The organism is Streptomyces sp. NPDC050564 (assembly GCF_044457265.1).
Classification (GTDB): Bacteria; Actinomycetota; Actinomycetes; order Streptomycetales; family Streptomycetaceae; genus Streptomyces.
In genome coordinates this window covers 1-18,401 of record NZ_JBITGS010000037.1, presented here as the reverse complement: position 1 = coordinate 18,401, position 18,401 = coordinate 1, and the positions used below count along the sequence as shown (strand labels likewise).

The window sequence follows — 18,401 nt, the reverse complement described above, 5'->3', positions numbered from 1 at the left end:
CAGCGGACCCTCGAAAGGAGCGTGTGGTGCACGCAACCTGCGGAATCGACTGGGCCGAGGACCACCACGATGTGGCGGTGGTCGACTCCGACGGCCGACTGCTCGGCAAGCTCAGGATCAGCGACGACGCGGCGGGCTTCCAGAATCTGCTGCACCTGCTCACCGAGTACCGCGACAGCCCGGACGATCCGATCCCGGTCGCGATCGAGACCTCCCGGGGCCTGCCGGTGGCCGGCCTGCGGGCCTCCGGACGCCGGGTCCACGCGATCAATCCGATGGCTGTCGCGCGCTACCGCGACCGGCACGTGGTCTCCCGGAAGAAGTCCGACCACCAAGACACCGTCGTCCTGGCCAACATCCTGCGCACTCACGCTGCACTACACCGCCCGCTGCCGAGCGACTCCGACCTGGTCAAGGCGATCGCCGTCCTCGCCAGGGCCCAGCTGAACGCGGTCTGGGACCGCACCCGCGCCCACAACCGGCTGCGCTCACACCTACGGGAGTACTGTCCCGCGATCCTCGAAGCGTTCACCGACAAGCGCGAGCGGCTGCTGGCCCGGGACGCCCGCGCGATCCTGGCGATCGCGCCCACTCCGGCCCAGGACGCCCGGCTCACCCGCACCCGGCCGAGGAACGCCGTCACACAGGCGCCGGACGCCAACGCCAGATCAAAACCGAGACCGACCGGCTTCTTGAGGTATTCCACCGGACCTGGCTCCGCCAGCCTCCCGCGGTCGAGCAAGCAATGGGACGGCAGACGCTCGCTCCGAGGGAATTCTGTGACCCGCGGGTTTACCGCGTTTCGTGGGTGGGCCCCGTGACGCCATCGGGAGAATCCCTGGAGCTCCGAGACTGGAGTCGATCGCCGATTCGGGTGGCTTGTGCCACTCGCGGCACTGGCGCCGCATGCGGTTGATGCGGGCGAGGCGAGGATCCGTCGGCCCACGGATCAGTCGTGCAAGCGACGGCAGCTGTTCACCACGGCCCTCGCAGCCGTGCTGCACCTCGAACGCGGCTTCGGTTGCACACCAAGGACTTTCAGGGCTACGACGGCAGCGCCCGCAGACCCGCCGACCTGGAGAGTAACTGCCGGTCGGCGGGCCTATCAGCTTGCCACCACAACGGAATCTGAAACCGCTGCGTGGCACGCCCCAAGCTTGTCGTGCTGCGGTCCAGGCAGCGGAATCCCGACATCGAGCCTGTGATGACACTCGTTCACATGCGCAGGTTCTCGACACCTCGCCCGGAACGGCTCAGCGCGGGGCCTGACGGCACGGCTCCTTACCGCCAGGAGTGGTAGCCGTTGTCGTGCCGCCATCCGTTACCGCGGAAGCGGTCGCGGCCGTAGTGGTGGCCGTAGTCGTGCTGCCATCCGTCACCGCGGAAGCGGTCGCGGCCGTGGTTGTAGTCGTGTTCGTGTTCGTGATGCCATCCGTTACCGCGGAAGCGGTCGTAGTCGTGGTCGTAGCTCCTGTGGTGCCCGCGGTCGTCTCCACGCTCGGCGGCGGAGGCCGGAAGTGCGCCGGCTCCGACAATCGCGAAGGCTACGAGCGCGGCGGCGGCGATGCGTCTGCTGTGGAACATGAGTGGTTCCCTTCCGTGCAGGATGCGGCGAGAGCCTCGCCGATCACGAGGTTGAACTGTCGGCCAGTAACCGACAAAGGGAATCTTCCTGATGAATCGTCATAAACGCCTGCACACACGCTGCAGATTACCGATTTGAGACAATAGCCAACTTTGGTCTCAATACTGTTCGGCGCGCGGGTCGACGTGGCAAAGGGACCGGAGAGGTGTCCACCGGTACGCGCCGCCAGCCGCCCCCCGGTCTGCGTGGTAAGGCCGAAGGTGAGGTGAAGCGAGGGCGTGCTCTGGTCGGCGGAGACAGCGTGCCACCAGCCGGCGCGACAGATACAGGACGTCACCAGCCGTCAGGACTTGTCGACGAGCGGTTCGTCGACCGGCTCGGGTGGGGCCTCAACGTCCCGTCATACGGGCGCCGGCGACCGGCCGTTGCCTCCGCCGTCGCACGCTGCTCGACACGCGAACGGGCTGCGCTGATCCGGCGGGCGGCAACCAGCAGGCCGCCCCCGCTCTGGGTGGTGTTCTGTTCGGGCATCCGGAAGCCGTCGGCACGGCTCACCTTCTCGAACTCCGCGAGGGCCTGCGGTCCCTGTACACCCTGGATGACCCGTACGGCGGCGGTGACGTCCCCTCTCTCACCGTCCGGCATCTGCGACACGTCCGCCGCATCATCAACACCAGCGCTTTTCCGGACACCATCGGGTCATGGTCTCGCCGAGCATGCAGGTCAGCTACGAGGGTCGGCCCCGCGACGGCTACGAACTCGCCCGCGCCGCCCACCAATTCGCGGTCCCTATCGGCTCCCCCGTACTACTGTCGCTGATCGCCTCCCGCGAAGCCCGCGCCCTGTCCTTGATGAAGGACCAGAGCAGGGCCCGCAAGAAGCTCGCCGAGTCCGTGCGCATGGTCGAACGCTCCAAACGCGGACGGCCCGCACCGGACTGGGCCGCCTTCCACGGGTACGCCGAGCTGGACTACGCCCAAGGCCTGCCCTACTCCGAGACCGGGCACCACAAGGCCGCGGTGCCCTTCCGGCGGGCAGCTCTCGCCCACCAAGACCGGTCGTACGGGCGCAACCGGGCCCTGTACCGCATCACCCGAAGCCGTCCGCTCCGTCCTGAGGGCCTGGCGCCTACGGGCGACAGCAGATAAGAAGGCGTCCGTCGGCGACGGGGCCCCCGTCCCGTGCAAGCGCGCACGGTCGGCGACCCCGGGTCCTGGACCTCCCCGGCACACGAGACGGACGATGTGCCGTCCCCGACCGTGTTGGCCTGCTTCGGCATCCGCTGCTTCACACGGTCACCCATCGTGGCGAAGGTCCTCTTCCCGCGCTGCAGGGTCCCGACAGGTCGGGTCCTGTCAGTGCGCGATGGAGTCGATCAGGGTGCGTGCGCCCTGGCGGAGCAGTGCGACGGCGACCGAGGTGCCCAAGGTGGCCAGGTCGAGGGGACCCGCCCATTCGTGGGCGTTGAGGACGGTTTTGCCGTCGGGGGTGAACACGCATGCGCGCAGGGACAGTTCACCGTTGCGTTCGGCTTTGGCGTATCCGGCGATGGGTGAGTTGCAGTGGCCTTGGAGGACGTGGAGGAACATGCGCTCGGCGGTGGCTTCCCGGTGGGTGTCGGGATGGCCGAGGCCGCTGACCGTGTCGATCAGGTCGGTGTCGTTCTCGCGGCACTGGAGGGCGAGGATCCCGGCGCCGATCGGCGGCATCATCACCTCGGGCGGGAGGATCTCGGTGATCACGTCCGTGCGGTCGATGCGTTTCAGGCCGGAGACGGCCAGGAGGAGGGCATCGGCGTCGCCCGCGGCGAGTTTGTCCAGGCGGCGGTTGGCGTTGCCGCGCATCGGTACGCAGTTCAGGTGGGAGTGGGAGGCGGCGAGCTGGGCGATGCGCCGTACGGAGGAGGTGCCGACGCGGGTGCCTTCTGGCAGTTCGTCGAGGGTGAGCCCGGTGGGGTGGACAAGAGCGTCGCGGATGTCGTCGCGTTTGAGGAAGGCGGCGAATACGGTTCCGGCCGGCAGGGGCCGGTCGGCGGGGACGTCTTTGACGCAGTGCACCGCCAGGTCCGCCTGGCCGGCGAGGAGGGCAGCGTCGACTTCCTTGGTGAACGCGCCCTTGCCCTCGACCTGGGCCAGGTCGCCCATCCACTTGTCGCCGGTCGTCTTGACCGGCACGACCTCGGTGCGGATGTGCGGGTGGAGCGCGGCGAGTTCGCTGCGTACGCGCTCCACCTGGGCGAGCGCCATGGGTGAGTCGCGGGAGACGATGCGGATCAGTTCCGGGGCGGACATGCCGCCCACCCTAGCCCTTTACGGGCCGGCGCCGCGCAGCGGCCCCAAGGCCCATCTCATCGGCGTGGCACACAAGTTGGAGACCTCGGGCAGGTGTGCGAGGACGGTGTCGACGCAGTGCTGGTGACCGGGCGGCCAACTGGGGGCGAACTCCCCGCGCGGAAGGGAAGGCTGCCTTCGTGCACGCCGCCGGCGGGCACGAGGTTAAAGATCAAACTGAGGCGGTGGGAGGGGCTGTTCGGTCCAGATGGACTTGCCGGTGCGGGTGTGGCGGGTGCCCCAGCGCTGGCAGAGTGCGGAGATGAGCTGCAGACCGCGGCCGCCCTCGTCGGTGGCGGAGGTGTGGCGGATGTGCGGCGTGGTCAGACTGGCATCGGAGACCTCGCAGATCAGTGTGCGGCTGCGCAGCATGCGCAGCCGGATGGGGCCGCAGGCGTGCCGGATGACGTTCCCGACCAGCTCGCTGACCAGGAGTTCGGTGGTCATGGTCAGGTCCTCGTCGGCCAGGTCCCAGTCCTTGAGCTGGGCGCGGACCAGGTCGCGGGCCTGGCCCGCCGCCACCGGGTCCTGCGGCAACGGCCACTCGGCGACATTCTCCGCGTCCAGCGGGTGGGTGCGGGCCAGCAGCAGGGCAGCGTCGTCTATCAGCGCGCCGTGGGCGGGGAGGAGAGCGGAGGTGAGGGTGGCGCACAGGGCGTCCAGGTCGGACGCGTCCGCCGGTGACGTCGGCATGGCGTTCACGGACTCAAAGAGGAGCTCGGCGAGGCGGCTCATGCCGGTGGTGACATCCCTGTCCTTGCTCTCGACCAGGCCGTCGCTGTAGAGGGCGAGCAAGCTGTCGGCGGGCAGGAGGGTCTCGAGGGTTTCGAAGGGCGGAGCGGCCACCCCGAGTGGCGGGTCCGGGGTCATGGACAGGAAGGTGACGGTGCCGTCGGGGTGGGCCACTGCCGGGGGCGGCTGTCCGGCGCTGGCGTATGACAGACGCCGGGTCACCGGGTCGTAGATGCCGTACAGGCAGGTTACGAAGGCATCGGTGCCCAGCTCACCGACGATGTCGTTGAGGTGGCCGAGGATTTCGTCGGGCGGCAGCTCAAGCTCCGAGAGGGTGCGGACGGCCGTGCGGAGCCTGCCCATGGTGGCGGCCTCGGCCATGCCGTGGCCCATGACGTCGCCGATCACGAGCGCCACCCGGGCCGCGGAGAGCGGGATCACGTCGTACCAGTCGCCGCCGACGTCGGCTCCCTGCTTGGCCGGCTGGTAGCGCGCTGCCGTCGTCACCTCGGGCAGCTCGGGCAGTGCCTGCGGCAGCAGGCTCCGCTGGAGGGTACGGGCCCGGGTCGTCGCCTCGTCGTAGAGCCCGGCCCGCTCCAGGGCCTGCGCGATCAGTCCGCTGAGCGCGGTCAGCAGCGTTCGTTCGTCATCGTCCAGCACCCGCGGTCGGCCGAAGGAGATCACCGCCGCGCCGATCCCACGCCCTGATACCGCCAGCGGCAGAAGGGCCCACGCCTGCTTGCCGCCCTCCCGGATCAGGGTCTTGATCCTCGGGTAACGCTTCAGGAACTCCTCCGGGGAGGAGATGAAGAGGGGGGTGCGGGTGCGCAGGGACTCCCCCACCGGGTTCGTGGTGTCCCGTACTGTCCACTGCCCGTCCAGCAGCCGGGTGAAGCGCTCCGGATACCCACGGGAGCCGACCACGTTCAGCCGGTCGCCGACCACACCGAGCATGACGAGTCCGGTGGCCCCGAGGGGTGTCATCACGCCGTCGGCCACCGCCGCCATCACATCCTGGGCCGTGACGGCCTCGGCCAGCTCCCGCGTGATCCGCTGCACCAGGGCCGCCCGCTCCGCGGCCGACCGCTCCGCGGCGGCCCGCTCGGCCTCCCGCAGATGCCGCTCGGTGGTGTCGGTGATGTAGAGCGTGAGGCCTTCCGGCACCGGCACCAGCCGCAGGTGGTACCAGGACGTCCCGTCCGACCCCGGTACGTCGAATTCGGCCGGCTGGCCCTCGGCCGCCGTGGCCCTGCACCGTTGCTCCAGTCCCGGCACGGCACGCACCGCGGGAATGTTCCAGAGCAGGGCTCCGGCCACATCTCCCGCGGCGCCGAGGAGCCGCTCGGCGGCCTGATTGAGAAATCCGATGCGCCAGTCCGTGTCCAGGGAGACGAAGCCGTCGCTCATGTGTCGCAGCGCCCGCCCCACCGACTCGGCTGCGGCATGCGTTTCGCTGCTGTCCCGAAGGGTGCCGATCACCTTCACCGGCGTCCCGTCTTCGTCCGTGATCGTCCGGGCCCGGGCCTCGATCCAGAGGTATGTGCCGTCCTGGCGCCGGATCCGGTACTCGTTCTGGAAGCCGCCGCGCAGCTGGATGCCCGTGTCGAAGCCGGCTACCGCTCCTGGCAGGTCGTCCGGGTGGATCAGCTCTGCCCATGCCTCGATGCCGCCGCTCATCACCTCCGGATCGATGCCGGCCAGTACCTCCTCGACGGGCAGGTCGGAGGTCAGCTCGCCGGTGCGCAGGTCCCAGGTATACGTGATGGAGGGCTCCCGTTCCGCGTCCCACGGGGAGGCGGCCTCCCGCGTTCCTGGCCCGTTCTCCAGAGCGCGCAGCAGGTGGAGGACGGATTGAGGATTCCGGACGACCTGAGCCTCCCGGACATCCACGCCGCCACCTCGTTCAGAAACGCGCGCTCCGCCGCACCGGGCTCGGCGCCCGGAGCGAAGAGGACGGACAGCGCGCCGCGTCGCCAGCCACCGCTCGGAATGGGGACGGCCAGGTGACCGATGTCGGCGGGGAGTCGGGAAGGCCACAGGGCGGCGGGGTCCCGACCCGGCACCGGGTCAGGCGGGGCCAGGTCGGGCTGCCAGGCGATGGTGTCGTTGCGGGCGGCCCTGCTCGGCGGCGCCGCGCCCCGTACCGGGATGATCAGCCAGGGCCGGGTCATCGACTCCGGCAGGCCACTGTCGGCGACCAGGTACAGGATGCCGCTCATGCCGCCGCCCGGGAGATGCACCATGCCGCCCAGGCCGTGCACCTCGGCTACCGCCTGCTGGAGCGCGGTCAGCAGCACTTCGACATCGCGCCGGTCCTCGTCCACGGCGTCGAGCAGTCGCATCCGCATGCGGTGTCGCTCCAAGGGCCGTGCGGTCTGCATGGTCCCCAGGCCCTGCGGTGGGTGCAGCGGATGGGGGACGTGGGGTATGGACGGGCCGGTGTTGTCCGCATCGCCGCTTCTGGTATTCACCACTTCCGACTGTCGCCTCCGCTCACCGCTTGGGTACCCGCTGGGCCGCATGCGATCGGATGTGGACCCGCAGCGATCTACATCCGATCCTAATCGGACTAATTTAGGCGACTTCATCCGTCTTAGGGAAGCTTTCGTATCTGATCAACCGTATGCGGCGTAACCGTATGTGGCGTTAGCTCACCCTTCGTCAACCCTGAGGCCTTACCGCCGGCCCAGCACCGCGGCGTTACCGGAAGTTCGCCAAACGGGCAGTAGAGATCAGGACCGTGTCCCGTAGTGACCGCGTCGATCAGGACCTGGAGCGGCACGCATGCGGCACGGCGCCTGAAACGGCGAAAGGCCGGCCTGGGAGCGAAACCCTCCTGACCGACCCCTTTTTCTGCGCCCCCGGCAGGATTCGAATCTGCGCCACCCGCTTCAGGAGTTCGATCCTTAGGCGTTCTGCCACACCTCCGCCCCGGACGCCCAGCCCCGCCTGGCTGCTGAACTCCGGGGCTACTCGCCGACGTTGATGTCAGCGATGGGAAGTGTCTCCGACGCGCTGAGCGACGAAGACCGGGCGAGCGAGGAGGATGCTTGAACTCACCGCCGGCTTGCGCCAGTTCCTGGACGCCGGGGATTCCGTGTATCGCGGGCGTATCGAAAATCGCATACGCCACCGCAACGGCCCTCCAACTCCAATGGGGGCATGAACCCGGACGCATCCCTGTCAGCACCGCCCTGCCGCACGCGCAGCATCGTGCTCGTCAGCCTGGCGGTCCTCGGCCTGGCGAGCGCCGTGTTCGTCGTGCGGCGGCCGCTCATGATGTCCGCTCCGCGGTGCATGGCCGGGCGGTGGCACGGCTGCTACGACACGTTCAACGGTGTGGTGCTCATGACGTTGGTCGCGCTGCCGCTGGCCGCGCTGGTGGTGTGGGTTCTGGCACGCGTTCGGCGTGCCGCCGGCGTCACATCGGCGTGGGCGTGGCGCAAGTCGCTGGCCGAGGTGGGCATGGTCCACGGGACGCTGCCCTTCGTGTGGTTGACCATGATGCCGGGCGGTGGGGTCGGCAACGTCCCCGAGCGGGTGAGCCTGGTACCGCTGAGGGACCTGGTCACGATGGGGCCGCTCGGGATCGTCGGCAACCTGCTGGTCTTCGCGGCGCTGGGGTTCTTCGCCCCGATGCGGTTCGCGGCGCTCGCGTCCGTGCCACGGATCCTGGCACTCGGGGCGGGCTGCTCGGTCCTGGTCGAGACCGCACAGTACGTCCTGCGGCTGGACCGGGTGTCCTCCGTGGACGACGTTCTGGTCAACGCCGCCGGCGCCGCGCTGGCCGCGCTGGCGTCGCGTCGCTGGTGGCGCACTACGGCGGAAGCGCCGTCGAACCAGCCTCGCCCCGCGCCGGCACCGGCAGGCTGAGTCGCGTGTCCGGTGTGCACACGTCTTCACATACGTCAGCGATATGTTGTGCTCCTTAGGCTTCAGACATGCGCGTACTGATCGTGGAGGACGAGCCCTACCTGGCAGAAGCCGTCCGTGACGGTCTGCGGCTGGAGGCGATCGCCGCCGACATCGCCGGCGACGGCGACTCCGCCCTGGAACTGCTCAGCGTCAACTCCTACGACCTCGCGGTCCTCGACCGCGACATCCCCGGCCCCTCCGGCGACGAGGTCGCCCGGCGCATCGTCGCCTCCGGCAGCGGCATCCCGATTCTCATGCTCACCGCCGCCGACCGGATCGACGACAAGGCATCCGGGTTCGAACTCGGTGCCGACGACTACCTCACCAAACCGTTCGAGCTGCGGGAGCTCGTCCTGCGGCTGCGGGCGCTCGATCGCAGGCGCGCGTACGCCCGGCCCCCGGTCCGCGAGATCGCGGGCCTGCGCCTCGACCCCTTCCGCCGGGAGGTCTTCCGCGACGGACGCTACGTCGCGCTCACCCGCAAACAGTTCGCCGTGCTCGAAGTCCTCGTCGCCGCCGAAGGCGGGGTCGTCAGCGCCGAAGAACTGCTGGAACGGGCCTGGGACGAGAACGCCGACCCCCTCACCAACGCCGTCCGCATCACCGTCTCCGCATTGCGCAAACGGCTTGGCGAACCATGGATCATCGCCACGGTGCCGGGTGTCGGCTACCGCATCGACACCGGCCCCGACACCACCCGCCCCGGCAGTACGCATGCGTAGACGCCCAGGGCTCAGCGTCCGACTGAAACTCACCCTCAGCTACGCCGGGTTCCTCGCCGTCGCAGGCGCTCTCCTGCTGGCCGTGGTGTGGGGGTTCCTGCTGCGCTACGTACCCGACAACTCCCAAGGCCTTCTGGGGATCTCGCCCAACCGCTACCTCCTTGAGCACACCTTCGCCCCCGCCGCGGCCGTGGCGATGGCCTTCCTGCTCGTGTTCGGCCTCGTCGGGGGATGGATCCTCGCCGGCCGGATGCTCGCACCACTCACACAGATCACGGCCGCGGCACGGACGGCCGGGAACGGATCGCTGTCCCACCGGATCCGCATGGAAGGCCGCCAGGACGAATTCCGTGAACTCGCCGACACGTTCGACACCATGCTCGAACAACTCGAGTCGCACGTCGCCGAGCAGCAGAGGTTCGCCGCGAACGCCTCCCACGAACTGCGCACCCCGCTGGCCATCTCGCAGACGCTGCTCGACGTCGCCCGCAGGGACCGCACGCGGGACCAAGACGAACTCTTCGAACGCCTGCAGGCTGTCAATACGCGCGCGATCGACCTCACCGAGGCCCTCCTGCTGCTCAGCCGCAGCGACCGCGGGAACTTCACCCGCGAGAGTGTCGACCTCTCCCTCGTCGCCGAAGAGGCCGCCGAAACCCTGCTCCCCCTCGCCGAACAGCGCGGGATCACGCTCGACGTCACCGGCGCAGCGACACGGACCAGCGGCTCCGCGGAGCTCCTACTGCGGATGGTGACGAACCTCGTCCAGAACGCCATCGTCCACAACCTCCCCGTCGGCGGCACCGTGACGGTCCACACCGAGGCGCAGGGCGGCGCGAGCGTGGTGCGGGTCGCGAACACGGGTCATCCGCTCCCACCGGAACTGGTGCCGACCCTCACCGAACCCTTCCGGCGCGGAACGGAACGCCTACGCACCGACGAGCACGCCGGCGTCGGCCTCGGCCTGGCCATCGTGCACAGCATCGTCCGCGCCCACGACGGGACCCTCGGCCTCGTTCCCCGCCCCGCCGGCGGTCTCCTCGTCACGGTCCGGCTTCCCGGCACGCCGTAGGCATCGTCCCCGAGCGGGGCCCACTAGATCGTTGACTGGAAGTTCGGTGCAGGCCAGAGTGACCCGTGGCAGCAATTCGTAAGGAATGCCCTCGCGAGTGCGCGGACCTCCGGTGGCAGGCGCCTCCGTCAGGGGAACGGCGCGCAGTCCTCCTCGGGACGGCCGCCGCCCGGCCGGAGCCTGGCCCGGTCTCCGCGCGGGAGCTTCGGCCCTCACGACTCGGGGGTGCCGGTCGCCAGGGTGTCTGTCCGCTTCACGGATGCGCCGTCGTCGAAGACTCCCTCCGAAGGTGCGTGGTAGCGTCCGTATACAAGCTGTATGCGAGAGCTGGGGGTTGCCGTGACGTCCGGTCGGGAGAAGGCGTACGCGTATCTCAAGGACACGGTGCTGACGGATCCCGGGATGCAGGGCGCCTTCCTGTCGGAGCAGGAGCTCGCGGACCGTATCGGCGTCTCCCGCACGCCCGTCCGGGAAGCGCTGCTGCAGCTCGCGGCCGAGGACCTGGTCGAGCTGGTGCCCAAGCGGGGCGCCCGGGTGTCCCCCCTGACGGGACGGGAGATCCGCGAGCTCATGGAGCTGCGGGGCATCGTCGAGCGGTACGCCGCCCAGCAGCTCGTCTCCGGCGGAGCGGCGCCGGTGGCGGGGCTGCGATCCCTGCTGGAACGGCAGCGCGAGCTCACCGGCGCCGATCAGGCCCGGGAGTTCATCGCCGTGGACCACCGCTTCCATTCGGCCCTGGTGTCCGCCGTCGGCAACGCCCTCCTCGACCGGCACTACGACGGCCTGCGCAGCCGCCAGGTCCGAGCCGGAGTGGTCGCCCTCTTCAACCAGCAGGGACGCCAGGAAGCGGTGCTGGAGGAACACGAGGCCATCCTGGACGCCTTGGCGGCCGGTGACGCGCAGGCCGCATGTGCCGCCATCGACCACCATCTGGAGTCGACGCTCAAGGTGCTGCTCGCGGGCTAGAGGGTGGCCGGGCACGGGTCCGGCGTGTCCTTTCCCGGGTAGCACCAGGCCCTCCCCTACCTCGCCCAGCAGACCGACCGCGTCCACACGCAGCACGGGCACACCTCCGGCGAGGCGGAATGGGCGCTCGTCGTGGCGGACGGCGGAGAGCTGCTGCTGACCGCCGCCTGCGACCACACCGACCGCGACCTGGAGGTGCACGGCGTGGCCTGGAGCAAGAACGCCGGCCCCGACGTCCTCGCCCGCCGCGCCTGGCGCCTGGCCGATGTGGAGTCCCGCATCGACGACCTCGTCCTGCGCGCCTGGGTCACCCACGGCGGCACGCCGACGGAGATCCAGCACGGCACCCTCGCCGAACTCCTCACCCCCGCCTACTGGATCGACGTACTGCGCTCGCGCGGCGCGCTCACGCCCGGCGCCGTCCTCATCTCCGGCACCATCCCCATGGCCCCCGGCGTAGACCAGTTCGCCGACGGCTGGAGCGTGGAACTGGCCGACCCCGCCACCGGGGACACGATCCGCCTCCACTACGACGTCCGGCCCATGCCGGCACCGATCGGCTGACGCGACGGCCACGCCGAGGCCGGCAGAGCACGCACCACTCCCCCGCCGGCCGGCTCACCCGCCATGGGTAGGCTCGACTCCACCGCCCCCGACGCAGTGATCGTGGACATCAAGATGCCGCCGACATACACCGACGAGGGCCTCGTCGCAGCCCAGCGGATCCGCTCCATGCATCCCGCCATGGGCGTACTGGTCCTGTCCCAGTATCTCGAAGCCCACTACGCCATGCGTCTGCTCAGCAACGCGCCACAGCACCTCGGATACCTCCTCAAAGAGCGCGTATCAGACATCGTTCTGCTTGTCGATGCGCTGCACCGCGTCATCGAGGGCGAGTGCGTCATTGATCCAACGATCGTGACCACGCTGATGCGGCGGCCGCACGATCCCAGCCCGCTCGCGGGCCTCACCCCGCGAGAGCTCGAGGTGCTGGCACTCATGGCCGAGGGGCGTTCGAACACGGCCATCGCCGAGAACCTGCTGATGAGCCCCAAGACGCTGGAGGCCCACGTCCGGCAAATCCTGCAGAAGCTGAACCTGCACCAATCACCGAACGACCATCGGCGTGTACTCGCCGTCCTGAAGTACCTCCAGGCCGCGCGCTGAGCCCTGTCTGGCTTTGTTCACGAGGTCCGGACCTCGTGAACAAAGCCAGACAGGGCCGCATTCGATGTCGTGCCGACGTTCAGGGGCGGCCACGGACCAGGGCAAGTGCACGGCGCAGAGTGAGGTCGCCGTCTTCGCTGAGGTCGTCAGGGCCTTGGCGGGCGTGCTGCTGAAAGGTCGTCCAGTCGCAGGTGACCGTGCGGGCCGAGGCGGTAGCGCTTGTCCGGTTGTTCTCAGTCACGTACGCGCCTGCGCAGCACGGCTGAACCCCTCATGAGCAACGCCATCGAACCGATCCGTGAGGTCGAGCCGGGCACCAGAGGCCCCTTTGTCGGCGTCCAGGGCTTTGGTGTCATGGGTATCGGCGCCGCCTATGAAGAGACGGACGTCGCTCGGCCGGGCTGGTACCGACAGCGTGCCAGGGGCCGGCTTGGGGATGAGTGCCGTTAGCCCATCCGCTCACCTTCGGCAATGCCTCCACGGTGTCGGTCTCTGCTCCAGCGACCTGCGTAAATGTTCATGCGAGAGGAGTCACTACGCCTGCCCGAGTGACGCATGTGCCGATGCCTCCTGTTGCGGAGCTGACGGAGTGTCGGTTGCCTCGTCGGTAGAGCACACAGGGGCGCCGTGCGGAGAGGCCGGCCACTGCAGCGTGGAGGATTCCCTTGCGAAACACACCCGTTGGCGTTGGTATCGGCCTGGTCATCGGTGTCCTGGCTCTGCAGAGTCCGGCCGCTGCCTCCGCCGATGACTCAGATCTCCACATCCGCCCGGGAAATGCCTCCCCGGGCTCTACGGTCACCGTCACCACCACGGCCTGCGGCGCGGACGTCACCTACGGCAAGGGCGAGTCGGAGGCGGGGGGCTCGTTCCACCTTTTCGAAGGCGACCGCGTGGGCGAGCTCACCGGCGAGTTCCAGGTGCCGGAAGGGAGAAGGCCCGACACCGACACGGTCACCGTAAAGTGCCCACCACGGACCAAGATCACTGATACGTACCGAATCACCGGCCGGCATCCGAACGGCGCGGTCGAAGCCGGCTTCGGAGACGCCACGGACACCGATACGCAAATTGCCGTGGGCGGTGCGCTGCTCGCCGCAGCCGCCGCCGGGTGGCTGGTGAGGATGCGCCGCCGCTCGCACGGCAACCGAACCTGACCACCCAGCTCCCGCCGCACCGGCCCCCGGCACCGCATTCGTCCCGGGGGCCGCGGGAATGAACCCCACCCGGCTGCAGGCAAGAGGCTCAACCGCGATGGAACCCCCGCACAAGACCAGCGCGCCTCCCCACACGTTCGTCCCCCCGGTCAAATATCTGGCCTTGGCACTGGTGACGGGTAGCGTGCTGGTGATCGGCGCGATGCTCGACAGGCAGCCACCGCAGCCTTCGGCCGGCCAGGCCTTCTCCACCCCCACGGCAGGCCGCACGCCCGGCCGCACTGCCTCAGCAACACTCCCTGCCGTCCAGCCGCTGCCCCCCGCGAAGCCCGTCCGGCTTCGCATCCCCGCCATCAACGTGAACGCCCCCATGACAAAGCTGGACCTCGACAGGGCCGGGGCGCTGCGGCCTCCGCCCGCCGACAACCCCAACCTTGCCGGCTGGTACGGCGAGGGCACGGCACCGGGTTCGGCAGGCACAGCCGTGACCACGGGGCATGTGGACATGCACACGGGCAGGCCCGGCGTTTTCTACGAGCTCGGCGCCCTGACCAAGGGCGACACGATCGAGATCAGCCGGGCAGATGGGCGCACGGCCGTATTCACCGTCGCCGCCGTGGAGGTCTACGACAAGGAGAGATTCCCCAACGACAAGGTCTACGGCAGCTCCGACCTGCCCGAACTACGGGTGATCACCTGCGGTGGCTACGTCAACGACACCGGATACCAGGGCAACGTCGTGGTCTACGCGACGCTCACCGCAGTGAAACAGCCAAACGGCCACTTCCTGGCAGGGTGAACGGCCCAGGAATGGCCGTCAGCACTCCTGCCCCTGTCCCTATTGATGCTCGTTACCGCCCCTCACCGCACCGGTGGCCAGACCCATTAGATCGGCGTACCCGTGCGGCCCGAACGTGCCGAAGGGCTGACGCAGCTACACAAGTAGGCACTGCTCAACATGCATCAGCCACTCACCGTGGAGTGGTTGGCGCAGCAGCCCGGCATGTCCCGGCGGGACTGTCATCCGCCGCTTCGGCTCTCCCGGTCGGCCAGGTGGATGAGATTCACAGTGCTCCCCTCCGCCATCCCCGCTCCCCACGCCCGCATCTTTGGCCCGCGGCCGTTCAGCCGCAATAGCAGAGCGTGAATGCCGGGCCACTGCTGTCGAGGAATAATTCCCGCAGCACCTCCCACGGCCCGATCAGTCCGTGCCGACGTCGTTCGTGTCGGCCCTCCAGGGCAGGACGCTCGGGAACGAGTGACCCTGTCCCTACACCCACCACAAGGCTCCGCCGACCACAGTGCGGGGCTTCACCCCCCAGCGGTCACCTGCAAGCGGATACGAGCAGTCTCGAGGGGAAGCACCTGGCAGGCCAGTACGACACCAGCGAAAGCTGGCCAGGGCTGGCGCCGGGTAGAGCCGGCACGGCGAAGGACAGGACCAACCGAGTGAAACCCATGGGGTGTGGCGAGGGGGACGCGTCGGGTCACTTCTCCGCGAGGACGGGGTTGACCATCTTGCGCAGGTTGTCCTCGCTGAGCGCCTGGAGCGTCCGGGCCGCAACCTTGCCGTCCCGGTCGATGATGAGGGTGGAGGGGATCAACTGTGGGTTCAGCGTGCCCTTCTTGAAGCGGAGCATCAGCTTGCCCGTCGGGTCGTACAGGCTCGGGTAGGTGACGCCATGCTCCTTCTCGAAGGCCAGGGCCGGACTGGTGCTGGAATCGCGGGTGTTGATGCCGACGAACTGCACGCCCTGGTCCTTGGTGTCCTGGTAGACCCGCTCGAAGTTGGCGGCCTCGGCCCGGCACGGCCCGCACAAGGATCCCCAGACGTTGACGACGACGACCTGACCCTTGAAGTCGCGGACGTCGAGTTGCTTGCCGTCGATGGTCTTGCCCGACAGGTCGGGGATCGCGGTCCGGTGGCCCTTGGCCGCGGTGTCGACGCCATTCTTGCCGGCGACGAAGTCGGTGTTGCCCGCTCCCCCGGAACCACACGCGGACAGGACGAGCGCGGCGACGGCGGTGAGCAGGGCGGCGCGGCTACGACGGGTGCGGTTCGGGCGCTGGTCGGCGCGGCAGGCGGCACTCATATGAGCAGCTTCGCATTCCGCGTCAGCCGGGTGGCTACCGGGGCGCCGAACGCTAAGGAGTTCCGGTTCTGATGGAGTTCGATCAGATGCTGTTTCGGCGCCAGCCGGGTCCGGAGAGCAGTGTGCAGAGCCCAGGCCACCGTGGTCCTGCCCTCAAGCCGTGGGACCATCCCGATGAAACCGAGGAGGAGTCAGTGCAGCTGCGCAACGTCTCGCCGGACGACGTCGATGCCTATGTTCGGATGCGATGCGATCCCGTCATGATGACCGACCTCGGCGGACCGTTGCCGTGTAAAGGGATGGCGGACAAGGTCAGACGGGATGCCCAGCAGGCAGCAGCGGACCTCGCATGGTTCAAGATGATCGTTCCTGATCCGACCAGCCCCGATGTGGTGGCGGGGACAGTGACCATCTGGTCCCACGACACCGAAGATGGGGCGATCTCGGAGATCGGCTGGATGGTTCTGCCTGAGTTTCAAGGGCAGGGGCTGGGCAGACGCGCGGTCCGTGCCTTGCTTGAGCAGGCCCGGGATCAGGACCGCTGGGGAGTCGTGCCTGCCTTTCCAGCGTCGAACAACGCGGCGTCGAACGGCATTTGCCGGTCGGTTGGGTTCCGATTCGTCTCGGAGGTCGACGTGACCTTCGCAGGCCAGGTCCTCAAGTCCAACCACTGGGTCATAGCTCCATGGACGGATTTGGCCTGACGACAAGAGACTCACGGTGCCCTTGGTCGTGCTGCAGAGTTCAGTCGGCCGGGGCTTCCTGCCGCTCCGAGGAAGTGTCAAGAGTTGTGGCTGAAGCTTCGATCAAACTGCGAGCTTCATTGGGCCACGTCCACGGACGTGGTGTACTGGCTGTCAATGTGACACATCGAGTCACAGAGTCACGTTCGCGGATCCTGGCCCGCGCTGCGCTGACCGTACGCGATGTGGATCGGCGCACCGTTTAGGTCGTCTGCGATGACCTGCGGACATGGGGAGGCCGTTTGAAGGCCGCCAAGGTCACGGCTGAGGTGCGATGGTGAAGGCCGGTGAGCCTTTGTCAGTCTCAGTTTGAGCAGGTCAGGTGAAGGGTGAGGACGGCTTGGACGAGGCTGGTGATTCGGGTGGTGCTGCAGCGGAGTTTCCGCAGCAGGCGCCAGGTCTTCAGGGTCGCCATGGCCTGTTCTCCGAGGGCCCGGATGCGGGCGTGCGCGGCGTTGACCGCGCGTTGACCCGTCGAGAGGCGATCCCACCGGCCGCGGAAGGGCTCCCGAATGGCGCTGCCTGCACCTTGGTAGCCCTTGTCCGCCCAGCAGGCCAGGCCCGCCTCGGTGAGGGCGTCGATGATGCCGTGGGTGCGGGCGGCCTTGATGTCGTGCACTGAACCGGGCAGGGCCGGCGAGGCCCACAGCAGTCTCCCGTGCGGATCGGCGATGAACTGCACGTCATCCCGTGCTTCTTGTGCTTGCCGGAGAAGTACGCCCGGTCGGCGGCGATCCGGTGGATCGGCAGCAGCGTCCCGTCCAGGATCACGAACGCCTTGGCCGAGGCAGCCGTCACCGCCGTGGCGAGGTCAGGCGCCCGCGCCGCGAGCAGTCCGACGGCTTCCGTGATGTATCGGTACACCGTGCTCACGCCCACCTCGAATCCAGCGGCGAGCTACGCGTAGGTGTGCCCCAGACGCCGGTGTGCCAGGACCAGCAGCGCCTGGTGGCCGGCGGAAAGTCGGCGTCACCAAGTCCCGCACGCCGACCGATGCGCGGCCAGCCGGTCGGTCAGGAAGCGCAGGTGCGGGGTGGACAGGTCGAGGACAGACGGGTCGACAAACACACGAAGCTCCTGGCAGCACGGGCGATCTTGGTCGTGAACCCGTCTACCAGGAGCTTCATCACGTGTGCAGGCCAACTGGCAGACTCGTCAACCAGATTGGCGGTCGAGTTCATCGCTGCGGCTCCGTATAGGCTGGTGCACGTGGATGTGACGGGGTGTCTTGGGTGCGACCTTCTGGCCGGTCGCCGGGAATTGCCCGGAGGCGTCCTGCACGAAACCGCTGCTTGGGTGGTGAACCACGTCGTCGGTCCGATGAATCTCGGCACCTTGATCGTCGGTCCGCGGGAGCACGTCGTGGCCATCGCGGAGCTCAACGACACGGCAGCGGCGGAACTCGGCCCCTTGCTGCGCGATACCGCTCGTGTCGTGGAGACGTTGTGCCGCCCCGAGCAGACCTACGTCTGCATGTGGTCGCACGGCCGCGACGCGCGCAAGCACCTGCACATCGCGGTCCAGCCGGTTACCGCGGAGGTGCGGGCTCGCTACGGCGGGCTGCGCTCCGAGCAACTCCAGGCCCGGATGCTGGCGGACGGTGACGAGCCGGACATCACGGATGTCGAGCAGTTCTGCGAGCAGGCTCGCGAGCTGTTCCGAGCGATCGCCGACAGCAGCGTCGAAGACCGCAGCTGATCACCGGTGCCGGGCCGAAGACACGGCGCAGTCGGGCGAGCACATGCAAGGAAGTAATGCAGTCTTCTCCACCGCGCACCCTCAACGTGAGGTTGGAAAAGGCTCCCTACGTTGTCCTGCGGGAGGTGAGGTTCCCCCGGCGTGCGGGAGGTGCTGATCAGCTGGTCAGACACCCCATGTCGTTTGGTGTCAAGCGGCATGGAGGTGGGCGTGGTGTGACC

The 18,401-nt window shown here is 68.6% G+C and carries 16 protein-coding genes and 3 pseudogenes; 12 read left to right on the top strand and 7 right to left on the bottom strand.

Going from position 1 to position 18,401, the window contains the following annotated elements; all coding sequences use genetic code 11:
* Window positions 1–23: 23 nt before the first annotated feature.
* Window positions 24–821 carry an IS110 family transposase gene (locus ACIBK0_RS40635; RefSeq protein WP_399091726.1) on the top strand — a complete coding sequence of 266 codons (798 nt, stop codon included), beginning with the start codon at window positions 24–26 and terminating at the stop codon, window positions 819–821.
* Window positions 822–1,281: 460 nt separating this feature from the next.
* On the opposite strand, the gene ACIBK0_RS40630 is transcribed toward ACIBK0_RS40635, so the two are convergent.
* Both ACIBK0_RS40630 and ACIBK0_RS40625 read right to left on the bottom strand, forming a co-directional pair.
* Window positions 1,282–1,584 (bottom strand): hypothetical protein, encoded by a 303-nt coding sequence (locus ACIBK0_RS40630; protein ID WP_399091723.1) that lies wholly within the window; start codon window positions 1,582–1,584, stop codon window positions 1,282–1,284.
* Window positions 1,585–1,811: 227 nt separating this feature from the next.
* Window positions 1,812–1,985: pseudogene (locus ACIBK0_RS40625) on the bottom strand (JmjC domain-containing protein); the annotation flags it as partial.
* A 301-nt stretch (window positions 1,986–2,286) separates the two neighbouring features.
* On the opposite strand from ACIBK0_RS40625, the gene ACIBK0_RS40620 reads away from it, so the two are divergent.
* The gene (locus tag ACIBK0_RS40620; protein WP_399091720.1) at window positions 2,287–2,733 is read left to right on the top strand and encodes a hypothetical protein; all 447 of its coding nucleotides are present in this window, start codon (window positions 2,287–2,289) and stop codon (window positions 2,731–2,733) included.
* A gap of 207 nt (window positions 2,734–2,940) precedes the next feature.
* Here ACIBK0_RS40620 and hemC read toward each other — a convergent pair whose 3' ends face one another.
* From hemC to ACIBK0_RS40605, 3 genes are all read right to left on the bottom strand, one after another.
* A complete protein-coding gene (gene hemC / locus ACIBK0_RS40615; protein ID WP_399091717.1) occupies window positions 2,941–3,876 on the bottom strand; it encodes a hydroxymethylbilane synthase in 936 nt (311 codons plus the stop codon).
* Window positions 3,877–4,080: 204 nt separating this feature from the next.
* Window positions 4,081–6,483 carry a SpoIIE family protein phosphatase gene (locus ACIBK0_RS40610; protein WP_399091900.1) on the bottom strand — a complete coding sequence of 801 codons (2,403 nt, stop codon included), beginning with the start codon at window positions 6,481–6,483 and terminating at the stop codon, window positions 4,081–4,083.
* Window positions 6,375–7,118: a hypothetical protein gene (locus ACIBK0_RS40605; protein WP_399091714.1), complete on the bottom strand. Its 744-nt coding sequence runs from the start codon at window positions 7,116–7,118 to the stop codon at window positions 6,375–6,377. The genes ACIBK0_RS40610 and ACIBK0_RS40605 overlap by 109 nt, the downstream gene beginning before the upstream one ends.
* Before the next feature lie 691 nt (window positions 7,119–7,809).
* On the opposite strand from ACIBK0_RS40605, the gene ACIBK0_RS40600 reads away from it, so the two are divergent.
* The 8 genes and pseudogenes from ACIBK0_RS40600 (at window position 7,810) to ACIBK0_RS40565 (ending at window position 14,445) form a co-directional block, all read left to right on the top strand.
* On the top strand, window positions 7,810–8,520 hold the full coding sequence (locus tag ACIBK0_RS40600; RefSeq protein WP_399091711.1) for a VanZ family protein: 711 nt from the start codon (window positions 7,810–7,812) through the stop codon (window positions 8,518–8,520).
* Between the two features lie 68 nt (window positions 8,521–8,588).
* Window positions 8,589–9,284 carry a response regulator transcription factor gene (locus ACIBK0_RS40595; protein WP_399091708.1) on the top strand — a complete coding sequence of 232 codons (696 nt, stop codon included), beginning with the start codon at window positions 8,589–8,591 and terminating at the stop codon, window positions 9,282–9,284.
* Complete coding sequence (locus ACIBK0_RS40590) at window positions 9,277–10,356, top strand: sensor histidine kinase (protein ID WP_399091705.1); 1,080 nt, start codon at window positions 9,277–9,279, stop codon at window positions 10,354–10,356. Before ACIBK0_RS40595 ends, ACIBK0_RS40590 begins: the two co-directional genes overlap by 8 nt.
* A gap of 318 nt (window positions 10,357–10,674) precedes the next feature.
* Window positions 10,675–11,322, top strand: a complete 648-nt coding sequence (locus tag ACIBK0_RS40585) for a GntR family transcriptional regulator (RefSeq protein WP_399091702.1) — start codon at window positions 10,675–10,677, stop codon at window positions 11,320–11,322.
* Between the two features lie 54 nt (window positions 11,323–11,376).
* Window positions 11,377–11,886, top strand: a pseudogene (locus ACIBK0_RS40580) (DUF2848 family protein); the annotation flags it as partial.
* A gap of 63 nt (window positions 11,887–11,949) precedes the next feature.
* Entirely contained in the window at window positions 11,950–12,489 is a 540-nt protein-coding gene (locus ACIBK0_RS40575; protein ID WP_399091699.1) for a LuxR C-terminal-related transcriptional regulator, read from the top strand.
* A gap of 893 nt (window positions 12,490–13,382) precedes the next feature.
* Window positions 13,383–13,646, top strand: a complete 264-nt coding sequence (locus ACIBK0_RS40570) for a hypothetical protein (RefSeq protein ID WP_399091696.1) — start codon at window positions 13,383–13,385, stop codon at window positions 13,644–13,646.
* A 202-nt stretch (window positions 13,647–13,848) separates the two neighbouring features.
* Window positions 13,849–14,445, top strand: a complete 597-nt coding sequence (locus ACIBK0_RS40565; protein WP_399091897.1) for a class F sortase — start codon at window positions 13,849–13,851, stop codon at window positions 14,443–14,445.
* A gap of 688 nt (window positions 14,446–15,133) precedes the next feature.
* Here the strand turns inward: ACIBK0_RS40565 and ACIBK0_RS40560 are convergent.
* Window positions 15,134–15,739: a TlpA disulfide reductase family protein gene (locus ACIBK0_RS40560; RefSeq protein WP_399091693.1), complete on the bottom strand. Its 606-nt coding sequence runs from the start codon at window positions 15,737–15,739 to the stop codon at window positions 15,134–15,136.
* 194 nt (window positions 15,740–15,933) lie between these two features.
* Between ACIBK0_RS40560 and ACIBK0_RS40555 the strand changes: the two genes are divergently transcribed.
* Window positions 15,934–16,443, top strand: coding sequence for a GNAT family N-acetyltransferase (locus ACIBK0_RS40555; RefSeq protein ID WP_399091894.1), 510 nt, complete (start codon window positions 15,934–15,936; stop codon window positions 16,441–16,443).
* Window positions 16,444–16,786: 343 nt separating this feature from the next.
* On the opposite strand, the pseudogene ACIBK0_RS40550 reads toward ACIBK0_RS40555, so the two are convergent.
* Window positions 16,787–17,550 (bottom strand): annotated as a pseudogene (locus ACIBK0_RS40550) (transposase family protein).
* A gap of 252 nt (window positions 17,551–17,802) precedes the next feature.
* On the opposite strand from ACIBK0_RS40550, the gene ACIBK0_RS40545 reads away from it, so the two are divergent.
* Window positions 17,803–18,180: a hypothetical protein gene (locus ACIBK0_RS40545; protein WP_399091690.1), complete on the top strand. Its 378-nt coding sequence runs from the start codon at window positions 17,803–17,805 to the stop codon at window positions 18,178–18,180.
* The last annotated feature ends 221 nt before the right edge of the window (window positions 18,181–18,401 follow it).

Excerpts from the sequence above, each read along its gene's own strand:
- ACIBK0_RS40630 (WP_399091723.1), bottom strand. The coding sequence starts at position 1,584 with ATGTTCCACAGCAGACGCATCGCCGCCGCCGCGCTCGTAGCCTTCGCG.
- ACIBK0_RS40595 (WP_399091708.1), top strand. The coding sequence starts at position 8,589 with ATGCGCGTACTGATCGTGGAGGACGAGCCCTACCTGGCAGAAGCCGTC.
- ACIBK0_RS40590 (WP_399091705.1), top strand. The coding sequence starts at position 9,277 with ATGCGTAGACGCCCAGGGCTCAGCGTCCGACTGAAACTCACCCTCAGC.
- hemC (WP_399091717.1), bottom strand. The coding sequence starts at position 3,876 with ATGTCCGCCCCGGAACTGATCCGCATCGTCTCCCGCGACTCACCCATG.
- ACIBK0_RS40575 (WP_399091699.1), top strand. The coding sequence starts at position 11,950 with ATGGGTAGGCTCGACTCCACCGCCCCCGACGCAGTGATCGTGGACATC.
- ACIBK0_RS40565 (WP_399091897.1), top strand. The coding sequence starts at position 13,849 with ATGCTCGACAGGCAGCCACCGCAGCCTTCGGCCGGCCAGGCCTTCTCC.
- ACIBK0_RS40620 (WP_399091720.1), top strand. The coding sequence starts at position 2,287 with ATGGTCTCGCCGAGCATGCAGGTCAGCTACGAGGGTCGGCCCCGCGAC.
- ACIBK0_RS40560 (WP_399091693.1), bottom strand. The coding sequence starts at position 15,739 with ATGAGTGCCGCCTGCCGCGCCGACCAGCGCCCGAACCGCACCCGTCGT.
- ACIBK0_RS40585 (WP_399091702.1), top strand. The coding sequence starts at position 10,675 with ATGCGAGAGCTGGGGGTTGCCGTGACGTCCGGTCGGGAGAAGGCGTAC.
- ACIBK0_RS40545 (WP_399091690.1), top strand. The coding sequence starts at position 17,803 with ATGAATCTCGGCACCTTGATCGTCGGTCCGCGGGAGCACGTCGTGGCC.
- ACIBK0_RS40600 (WP_399091711.1), top strand. The coding sequence starts at position 7,810 with ATGAACCCGGACGCATCCCTGTCAGCACCGCCCTGCCGCACGCGCAGC.